General features: G+C 72.1%; 10 protein-coding genes and 1 pseudogene. 9 read left to right on the forward strand and 2 right to left on the reverse strand.

Going from position 1 to position 8970, the window contains the following annotated elements; all coding sequences use genetic code 11:
* The 3 genes and pseudogenes from ABZ281_RS24805 to ABZ281_RS24815 all read left to right on the forward strand — a co-directional run.
* A pseudogene (locus ABZ281_RS24805) lies at nt 1-720 on the forward strand (aldolase); the annotation flags it as partial.
* 86 nt (nt 721-806) lie between these two features.
* The gene (locus ABZ281_RS24810) at nt 807-1163 is read left to right on the forward strand and encodes a hypothetical protein (RefSeq protein WP_356658786.1); all 357 of its coding nucleotides are present in this window, start codon (nt 807-809) and stop codon (nt 1161-1163) included.
* Between the two features lie 89 nt (nt 1164-1252).
* Nucleotides 1253-1597: a hypothetical protein gene (locus ABZ281_RS24815; protein ID WP_356658788.1), complete on the forward strand. Its 345-nt coding sequence runs from the start codon at nt 1253-1255 to the stop codon at nt 1595-1597.
* On the opposite strand, the gene ABZ281_RS24820 is transcribed toward ABZ281_RS24815, so the two are convergent.
* Together ABZ281_RS24820 and ABZ281_RS24825 are read right to left on the reverse strand one after the other, a co-directional pair.
* Entirely contained in the window at nt 1528-2358 is an 831-nt protein-coding gene (locus tag ABZ281_RS24820; protein ID WP_356658790.1) for a hypothetical protein, read from the reverse strand. The genes ABZ281_RS24815 and ABZ281_RS24820 overlap by 70 nt on opposite strands.
* A 7-nt stretch (nt 2359-2365) precedes the next feature.
* Entirely contained in the window at nt 2366-3430 is a 1065-nt protein-coding gene (locus tag ABZ281_RS24825; RefSeq protein ID WP_356658792.1) for a LacI family DNA-binding transcriptional regulator, read from the reverse strand.
* A 198-nt stretch (nt 3431-3628) separates the two neighbouring features.
* Between ABZ281_RS24825 and ABZ281_RS24830 the strand changes: the two genes are divergently transcribed.
* The 6 genes from ABZ281_RS24830 to ABZ281_RS24855 all read left to right on the forward strand — a co-directional run bounded on the left by ABZ281_RS24830 (nt 3629) and on the right by ABZ281_RS24855 (nt 8833).
* Nucleotides 3629-4582, forward strand: a complete 954-nt coding sequence (locus ABZ281_RS24830; protein WP_356658794.1) for an ROK family protein — start codon at nt 3629-3631, stop codon at nt 4580-4582.
* Nucleotides 4583-4748: 166 nt separating this feature from the next.
* Nucleotides 4749-5192 (forward strand): helix-turn-helix transcriptional regulator, encoded by a 444-nt coding sequence (locus tag ABZ281_RS24835; protein WP_298551763.1) that lies wholly within the window; start codon nt 4749-4751, stop codon nt 5190-5192.
* A gap of 10 nt (nt 5193-5202) precedes the next feature.
* Nucleotides 5203-5619: a VOC family protein gene (locus ABZ281_RS24840; RefSeq protein WP_142165462.1), complete on the forward strand. Its 417-nt coding sequence runs from the start codon at nt 5203-5205 to the stop codon at nt 5617-5619.
* Nucleotides 5620-5719: 100 nt separating this feature from the next.
* Nucleotides 5720-8113, forward strand: coding sequence for an excinuclease ABC subunit UvrA (locus ABZ281_RS24845; RefSeq protein WP_356658797.1), 2394 nt, complete (start codon nt 5720-5722; stop codon nt 8111-8113).
* 157 nt (nt 8114-8270) lie between these two features.
* Nucleotides 8271-8546, forward strand: a complete 276-nt coding sequence (locus ABZ281_RS24850) for a hypothetical protein (RefSeq protein ID WP_298551769.1) — start codon at nt 8271-8273, stop codon at nt 8544-8546.
* 50 nt (nt 8547-8596) lie between these two features.
* Nucleotides 8597-8833, forward strand: coding sequence for a hypothetical protein (locus ABZ281_RS24855; RefSeq protein ID WP_356658799.1), 237 nt, complete (start codon nt 8597-8599; stop codon nt 8831-8833).
* The last annotated feature ends 137 nt before the right edge of the window (nt 8834-8970 follow it).

Below are 8970 nucleotides of genomic sequence, written 5' to 3' on the forward strand. Positions count from 1 at the left end.
GTGACGTACGCCGAGCAGGTCACCGCCATGGCACGGCTGCTGGACGCCTTCGAGAAGGCACACGGGCTCGAGCCCGGCCGGATCGGCTTCGAGATCCAGATCGAGACCAGCCAGTCGATCCTCGCCGCCGACGGCACCGCCACCGTCGCCCGCATGATCCAGGCCGCCGAGGGCCGCGCGACCGGACTGCACTACGGCACCTTCGACTACAGCGCCTGCCTCGGCATCTCCGCCGCCCACCAGGCCGGCGACCACCCCGCGGCGGACCACGCCAAGGCCGTCATGCAGGTCGCGGCGGCCGGTACGGGCGTACGCGTCTCGGACGGCTCGACGAACGTCCTGCCGGTCGGCCCGACCGCGAAGGTCCACGACGCCTGGCGCCTGCACTACGGCCTCACCCGCCGCGCCCTGGCCCGCGCCTACTACCAGGGCTGGGACATGCACCCCGGCCACCTCCCCACCCGCTACGCTGCCGTCTTCGCCTTCTACCGCGAGGGCTTCGAGCAGGCCGCCGCCCGCTTGTCCCGCTATGCCAACCGCACCGGCGGCGACGTCATGGACGAACCCGCCACCGCCAAGGCCCTCAGCGGCTACCTGCTGCGCGGCCTGGACTGCGGAGCCCTGGACATCGGGGAGGTCGCCCGCCTGGCCGGCCTGACACGGGCGGACCTGGAGAGCTTCGCGGCGCCCCGGCGCGGGGACCTGACGGCCTCCGCCTGACGGCTGGCTTCCGCACGTCGGATCCGCCGGCACCTACCGGCCCTGTCACAGCCGTCGCCGCCGGCTGTCGCGGCCACCGCCGCCCCTTGGTCTGTACGCCACGCATCGACGGAGTCGTCCGTCGGCACATCCGGCGGGGTCCGGTCGACCCCGGCAGCACCCCCGCTGCCATCGCTGCGACCACCCCGGTGACCCCCGACCGCGCCGCACCCCGCCGCAACGCGCGCGTCCTGCTCGCCGCCGCGGCCGTCGCCGTCGTCCTCGCCGGGACCACGGTCGCCCTGCTCGGCGACTCCGGAGGCAAGGAGAACGGCGCGCGGACCGACGAGGCCCGCGCGGAGTCCGGTTCCTCCGAGCCCGGCGGGGTGGACGACGGCTCCACCCCGAGGGCCACGCAACAGGGCGACGACAAAGGGCGGGGCTCCGTCGAAGAAGCCCGCTGACGAGAAGGATTCCGAGCCCACCGGCCGGGCGACCACCCCGGCCCCCGAGAAGCCGGCCGGTGGTGGCACCGGCGGCGGGACGTCGGACGGTGGCGCTCCGGCGGTGGTTCCGGTGGCGGCGCCACGCCGGGCGGCGGCTCGACCACCCCGGCCCCGGTCTGCCGTCCCATCGGCGGCGGCAAGTACAACTGCCAGGTCTGGAAGACCGCCGACTCCCACACCGCCTCCGGCACCAAGGCCGGCATCTCAATGCGGGCACCAACTACTTCTACTGCCGGCAGAACCTGGGCCGCCGCGAGACCTCAGGGGAGTGGACCGACGTCTGGCGGGCGAAGACCGACGACGACAGCGGCAACACGAACGTCTACGTCAGCGACGTCCACATCAAGGGCGGCGACAACGACGCGCCGGTCCCCGGGCTGCCGGTCTGCTGAACCCGCGCCGAGGCGGCCACGTACCGCTCGAGGCCCGAGGCCGTCACCAGCTTCTCCTCGGTGAACAGCCGTGTGCCCCGCTCGCACAGCCGCCGGTCTCCGCGCGCCCGTGCGCAGAACTCCTCGGGCACCACGCCGAACAGCTCGCGCAGACGCGGCAGCGCGACGAGGAGCTCGGTCAGCAGCTCACGCTCACCGGGGTGCGTGCGCGGGGTGCCCGTGCCGTCGTGGAGGACGCCGTGCCGGTTGACGTAGGCGTACGCCCCGGGCAGGCGGGTGCCGTCCGCCAGGTCGATCCGGACATCGGGTGACGGCAGCCAGGCCCGGTCGAAATTGCCACCCGGCACCGGCACGCCTTCGCTCGCGTCGATCACCGCGAGCTGCTCGGCGTCGAGCCACAGGACGAACAACTCCCGCACGGTGCCCGGGGCGCCGACCGGCGACGCCGACACGTACCCCATGCGGCTCACATGCGCGGAGACGCCGGCGTCGACGCCCGTCACCCGTGCCTTCACCATCGGCAGCGGCGACCTGATCGCGAACTCCGTCATCTTGTGCCGCAGTTGCCCCGGGCAGCCGTTGGACCCGATGGCGATGACCGGCGTGCGCTCCTCGTACACCAGCCGCTCCGCCGGCAGGAAGCGGTCCCCGTCGAGGAGGCCGGAATCCGCGGGCCACGCACCCGGATACAGCAGAGGGTGCTCACGCGGCGCCTCGGCCAGGCCGAGGGCCCGCAGCGTGCGATCGGTGGCGTCGTCCACGGGCCGCTCAGTCCGCCGGCGGGATCTCGCCCGAGCCGCGGGTGATCAGCCGGGTCGGCAGCTCGATGCGCTCGGGAGTGACGAGGGTGCCGTCCAGCTGCCGGAAGAGGCGTTCCGCGGCGGTGCGGCCGATGTCCGAGGCGTCCTGGGCGACGACCGTGACGCCCGGCTGGAGCAGGTCGGCGAGCTCGATGTCGTCGAAGCCGACCAGGGCGACACGGCGGGTCTGCTCGGCGAGCACCCGGATCACGGTGACCGTCACGCGGTTGTTGCCCGCGAAGATCGCCGTGACCGGGTCCGGGCCGGTCAGCATCTCCTCGGCGGCCCTGCGCACCCGCTCGGGACCGGTGACGCCCAGGGACATCCAGGAGCCCGCCACCGGTATGCCCGCGTCCTCCATCGCCGCCCGGTAACCGCGCAGCCGCTCGGCAGCGGTGTGGATGCGGGGCATGTCGCCGATGAAGCCGATCCGGCGGTGCCCATGGGCGATGAGGTGGGCAACGCCGTCACGGGCGCCGCCGAAGTTGTCCGACAGGACCACGTCGGCGTCGATGTGCCCGGCCGGCCGGTCCACGAACACCGTGGCCACACCCGCCTTCAGCTCGGGCTCCAGGTACCTGTGGTCGTCCCCGGCCGGGATCACCACCAGCCCGTCCACCCGCCGCGCGCACAGGGCCAGCACCAGTTCCTGCTCACGCGCGGGGTCCTCCGCGCTGGAGCCGTTGATCAGCAGGGCGCCGTGTGCGCGGGCCACCTCCTCGACCGACCGGCTCAGGGGCCCGTAGAACGGGTCCGCGAGGTCCTCCAGGACCAGGCCGATGCTCGCCGTGCGGCCCTTGCGCAGCACCCGCGCGCTGTCGTTGCGGCGGAAGCCGAGGGCGTCGATCGCCTCCTGGACCCGCCGCTCCGTCTCCGGGGTGACCCCCGGCTCCCCGTTCACGACCCGGGAGACCGTCTTGAGGCCGACTCCGGCGCGTGCCGCTACGTCCTTCATGGTCGGCCGGGTGCCGTAGCGCGTTGCGGATCGGAGGGGGGGCTGGGGCACGGTGCGGTGTCCTGTCCTGTCGTCCACGGGGGTGCGTCGATCCTGGGTTTGTATGAGGATGTGGCGTCGAGCATAGAGCCTGGACAACGTTGTCAGGCTCGGGGGAGACTGTCCACCGCAATCTCCGGCCCCGCGCACCGCCACGGGACCGGTCCGCTGCTTGCCCTGCTTGATGGCTTTCTCGGCGTTTTTCTCATGCATGCCCGACGGGGAGATCCGACTCTGATGCACACCGACCTCGTGGCCGCGCTCGACATCGGCGGCACCAAGATCGCCGGCGCTCTGGTGGACGGCCGCGGCCGGATCCTGGTCCGCGCCCAGCGGCCGACGCCCGCCCGGGAGGACGGCGACACCGTGATGCGGGCCGTGGAGGAGGTGCTCGGCGAGCTCACCACGTCGCCGCTGTGGGGGCGTGCCACGGCCGTGGGCATCGGCAGTGCCGGGCCCGTGGACGCCTCCGCCGGGACGGTGAGCCCGGTGAACGTGCCCGGCTGGCGCGACTACCCGCTCGTCTCCCGGGTCCGGGCCGCCGCCTGGAACCTGCCCGTCGAGCTGATCGGCGACGGCGTGGCGATCACGGCGGCCGAACACTGGCAGGGCGCCGCCCGAGGCCATGACAACGCGCTGTGCATGGTCGTCTCCACGGGCGTCGGCGGCGGCCTGGTCCTGGGCGGTCGGCTGCACCCCGGGCCCACCGGCAACGCCGGTCACATCGGCCACATCAGCGTGGACCTCGACGGCGACCTGTGCCCGTGCGGCTCGCACGGCTGCGTGGAGCGCATCGCGAGCGGCCCCAACATCGCCCGGCGCGCGCTGGAGAACGGCTGGCGCCCCGGCACCGACAGGGACACCTCCGCCGCCGCGGTGGCCGCCGCCGCGCGGTCCGGCGACCCGGTGGCCGTCGCCTCCTTCGAGCGGGCCGCCCAGGCCCTGGCCGCCGGGATCGCCGCCACGGCGACCCTCGTGGAGATCGACATCGCGGTGATCGGCGGGGGAGTGGGCAAGGCGGGCGACGTCCTGTTCGGCCCCCTGCGCAAGGCCCTGAGTACCTACGCGACGCTGTCCTTCGTCCGGCACCTGACCGTGGCGCCGGCGCAGATGGGCACCGACGCCGGGCTGGTGGGCGCGGCGGCGGCCGCACTGGCGAAGCGGACGGACGCGGCGGCTGCCGGGGTGTGAGACGGGCCGTGCCGATCCGGCAGGAACGTTTCAGCCTGCGGTGGCCTGACGCGGGCCGTCACGGGGGCCGACGGGGCGGTGCCCCCGGCCGGGGCTGTACGGACCGGTTCGGTCCGTATAGCCGGACATCAGTCGTACCTGCGTGCGATGTGGCACGATCGCGCTTGTGAGCAGCAGACCCGCCTCGGCGCAGCACCTGCGTGACCTCGCCCGACTGCGCCGCGTCAAGGACCGGATCGACCGGGAGTACGCGCAGCCTCTCGACGTCGAGGCGCTCGCCCGGGGCGTGCACATGTCGGCCGGGCACCTCAGCCGCGAGTTCAGGCAGGCGTACGGCGAATCTCCGTACAGCTACCTCATGACGCGGCGCATCGAGCGCGCGATGGCGCTGCTGCGCCGGGGCGACCTCAGTGTCACCGAGGTGTGCTTCGAGGTCGGCTGCGCGTCGCTGGGCACCTTCAGTACCCGTTTCACCGAACTGGTCGGCATGCCGCCGAGCGCTTACCGCCGGGAGGCGGCGCGCGCGACGGCGGGCATTCCGTCGTGCGTGTCGAAGCAGGTGACCAGACCGGTCAGGAATCGAGAAGCGCCCGCCGCGAGCCGAAACTAGCGTGACGGCCATGGACCTTCACATTCACGCCAGCTTCCTTCCGCACGACGACCCGGACGCCGCCCTGGCGTTCTACCGCGACACCCTCGGCTTCGAAGTCAGGAACGACGTCGGATACGAGGGCATGCGCTGGATCACCGTCGGCCCCGTCGGCCAGCCCGGCACGAACATCGTGCTGCACCCGCCGGCCGCCGATCCCGGCATCACCGAGGACGAGCGCCGCACCATCGCCGAGATGATGGCCAAGGGCACGTACGCCAGCATCGTCCTGGCCACCACCGACGTCGACGGCACCTTCGAGCGGGTGCAGGCGGGTGACGCCGAGGTGGTCCAGGAGCCGGTGGACCAGCCCTACGGCGTCCGCGACTGCGCCTTCCGCGACCCCGCGGGCAACATGGTCCGCATCCAGCAGCTCAAGGCGTCGTAACGGCCCCCGCACCGCACCTCCCCCGCGCCGCCCCTCGGGAGCTGCGCGGGGGACCGAGAACGTCCGAGCGCGGCAGCCCCGCCCGACAGATGGAGACACCATGAGCAAGGCCACGACGACGGACAGACAGTCGCCCGGGCCGCACGTTGCCGACAGCCATGACGTGATCCGCGTGCACGGCGCGCGCGAGAACAACCTCAGGGACGTCAGCATCGAGATCCCCAAACGCCGGCTCACGGTGTTCACCGGCGTCTCCGGCTCGGGCAAGAGCTCGCTGGTGTTCGACACGATCGCGGCGGAGTCGCAGCGGCTGATCAACGAGACCTACAGCGCGTTTCTGCAGGGGTTCATGCCGAACCTGGCACGGCCCGAGGTCGACGTGCTGGACGGGCTGACGACCGCGATCGCCGTCGACCAGCAGCGCATGGGTTCCGACCCCCGCTCCACCGTCGGCACCGCCACCGACGCCAACGCGATGCTGCGGATCCTCTTCAGCCGGCTCGGCGCGCCCCACATCGGCCCGCCCGGCGCCTTCTCCTTCAACACCGCCTCGGTCTCGGCGAGCGGTGGCTTCACGGTGGACCGCGGTGCCGACAAGACCAGGACCGAGAAGGTGTCCTTCAGCCGCACCGGCGGCATGTGCACGCACTGCGAGGGCCGGGGCACGGTCTCCGACATCGACCTCACCCAGCTCTACGACGACTCCAAGTCGCTGTCCGAGGACCCGTTCACCATCCCCACCTACACCGGCGGCGGCTGGGTGGTGCGGGTCATCGCCGAGTCGGGCTTCTTCGACAAGGAGAAGCCGATCCGCGAGTACACCAAGAAGGAGCGGCACGACTTCCTGTACCGCGAGCCGGTCAAGGTGAAGATCAACGGGGTCAACCTCACCTACGAGGGGCTGATCCCCAAGCTCCAGAAGAGCTTCCTCTCCAAGGACCGCGAGTCGATGCAGCCGCACATCCGGGCCTTCGTGGACCGGGCGGTCACCTTCAGCCGGTGCCCCGAGTGCGACGGCACCCGGCTCAGCGAGCTCGCCCGCTCCTCGAAGATCGGCGAGGTGAACATCGCCGACGCCTGCGCGATGGAGATCCGGGACCTGGCGGAGTGGGTCCGGGGACTCGACGAGCCGTCGGTTGCGCCGCTGCTCACCAAGCTCCGGCACACCCTCGACTCGTTCGTGGAGATCGGCCTCGGCTACCTCTCGCTCGACCGGGCGTCGGGCACGCTCTCCGGCGGCGAGGCGCAGCGCACCAAGATGATCCGCCACCTCGGCTCCTCGCTCACGGACGTCACCTACGTCTTCGACGAGCCGTCCATCGGTTTGCACCCCCATGACATCCAGCGGATGAACAACCTGCTGCTGCGCCTGCGCGACAAGGGCAACACCGTGCTGGTCGTGGAGCACAAGCCCGAGACGATCGCCATCGCGGACCACGTCGTGGACCTCGGCCCGGGCGCCGGCACGGCGGGCGGCACCGTCTGCTTCGAGGGCACCCTGGAGGGGCTGCGGGCCAGCGGCACCGTCACCGGCCGTCACCTCGACGACCGCGCCAAGATCAAGGCGACGGTCCGCAAGCCCACCGGCGCGCTGGAGATCCGGGGCGCCTCGGCGAACAACCTTCAGGGCGTCGACGTCGACGTCCCGCTCGGCGTCCTCACCGTCGTCACCGGTGTCGCGGGCTCCGGCAAGAGCTCGCTGGTACATGGCTCGATCCCCGCCGAACAGGGCGTGGTGGCGATCGACCAGACCCCGATTCGCGGCTCCCGGCGCAGCAACCCGGCGACGTACACCGGTCTGGCGGACCCGATCCGCAAGGCCTTCGCCAAGGCCAACGGTGTGAAGCCCGCGCTGTTCAGCGCCAACTCCGAGGGTGCCTGCCCCACCTGCAACGGCGCCGGTGTCATCTACACCGACCTGGCGATCATGCAGAGCGTCGCCACGCCCTGCGAGGAGTGCGAGGGCCGGCGGTTCGAGGCGTCGGTGCTGGAGTACCGCCTCGGCGGCCGCGACATCAGCGAGGTGCTGGCGATGCCGGTGACCGAGGCCGAGGAGTTCTTCGGCACCGGCGAGGCCCGCACGCCCGCCGCGCACAAGATCCTTGAACGGCTCGCGGACGTCGGGCTCGGGTACCTCACCCTCGGCCAGCCGCTCACCACGCTGTCCGGCGGCGAGCGGCAGCGGCTCAAGCTGGCCACGCACATGGGCGAGAAGGGCGGCGTCTACGTCCTCGACGAGCCCACCACCGGTCTGCACCTGGCGGACGTGGAGCAGCTGCTCGGCCTGCTCGACCGGCTCGTCGACTCCGGCAAGTCGGTCATCGTGATCGAGCACCACCAGGCGGTCATGGCGCACGCCGACTGGATCATCGATCTCGGCCCGGGCGCGGGTCACGACGGCGGCCGGATCGTCTTCGAGGGCACTCCGGCCGATCTCGTCGAGGCGCGCTCCACGCTGACCGGGGAGCACCTGGCGGCCTACGTGGGCGCCTGAGGGAGGTCCTTGCGGCCGTGAGGTGAGCCGCCCGGCGCGTTCCGGGGCCCTCACGGCCTCACGGCCGCCATGTCAGACATTGAGAACAAATCGGGCGAATATCGGCATCCGATGAGGGCACTCCGTCTCCTGAATCACCCACGGAACGGAGCCGCTGATGATCATCAAGAAGATGCACGAGATGGGCGTCCGCAGCGAGCACGCCTACATGGCCGGCATGGCCTCCATCGGCCTCAGCGTGATCGCCTGGATGGGCTCGAGGAAGATGGAGGCCGGGACCGGTGTCGCCCGTGCCGACCGCTGGGGCATCTTCGTCGGCGAATGGGCACCCACCTTCTTCGGCCTCGGCCTCGCCCTGTCGCACTACGAGCAGCAGGACGGCACCCTCACCGCCGACGTCCACGAGTTCCGGCCGACACGGAAGGCGGGCTGAACGGCCCATCCCGGCGCGCGGCCGGCGCCGTCCCCGCGCACCCTGGTGCCATGGCGTCCGTGAAACCCGTCGTGGTCTACCCGCCCGCCGCGGACGGCGGACGGCGGGTCCGTGTGGACGACCAGTTCCTCGGTATCGCCTACGGGCCGCTCGACATCGCCGAGTTCCTGAGGCGAGCCGGGATCGAGGACGCGGACGAGGCGTACGTGGCGGCCACGGGCCTGATCGAATGGCGCGGCGGCGGTCCCGGAGCATGGAGGGCCGACCGGGACGGCGACTCCGCCTAGTGCCGCGACAGGCAACGTTCGCCCCGTCGCGACGCCCGGCATGCTCCCCCAAGCTCTCGACTCCGCTCGAGCAGGGGGTACCCCCACTCGCCGCACCGGCCGAAACCCCGAGTACGTCCAGTACGAGGGCTTCCGGC

This window comes from Streptomyces sp. NPDC006265 (assembly GCF_040613555.1).
Lineage (GTDB): Bacteria > Actinomycetota > Actinomycetes > Streptomycetales > Streptomycetaceae > Streptomyces.

Coding starts and splice junctions, on each gene's coding strand:
- ABZ281_RS24830 (WP_356658794.1), top strand. CDS start 3,629: ATGCACACCGACCTCGTGGCCGCGCTCGACATCGGCGGCACCAAGATC.
- ABZ281_RS24840 (WP_142165462.1), top strand. CDS start 5,203: ATGGACCTTCACATTCACGCCAGCTTCCTTCCGCACGACGACCCGGAC.
- ABZ281_RS24845 (WP_356658797.1), top strand. CDS start 5,720: ATGAGCAAGGCCACGACGACGGACAGACAGTCGCCCGGGCCGCACGTT.
- ABZ281_RS24850 (WP_298551769.1), top strand. CDS start 8,271: ATGATCATCAAGAAGATGCACGAGATGGGCGTCCGCAGCGAGCACGCC.
- ABZ281_RS24855 (WP_356658799.1), top strand. CDS start 8,597: ATGGCGTCCGTGAAACCCGTCGTGGTCTACCCGCCCGCCGCGGACGGC.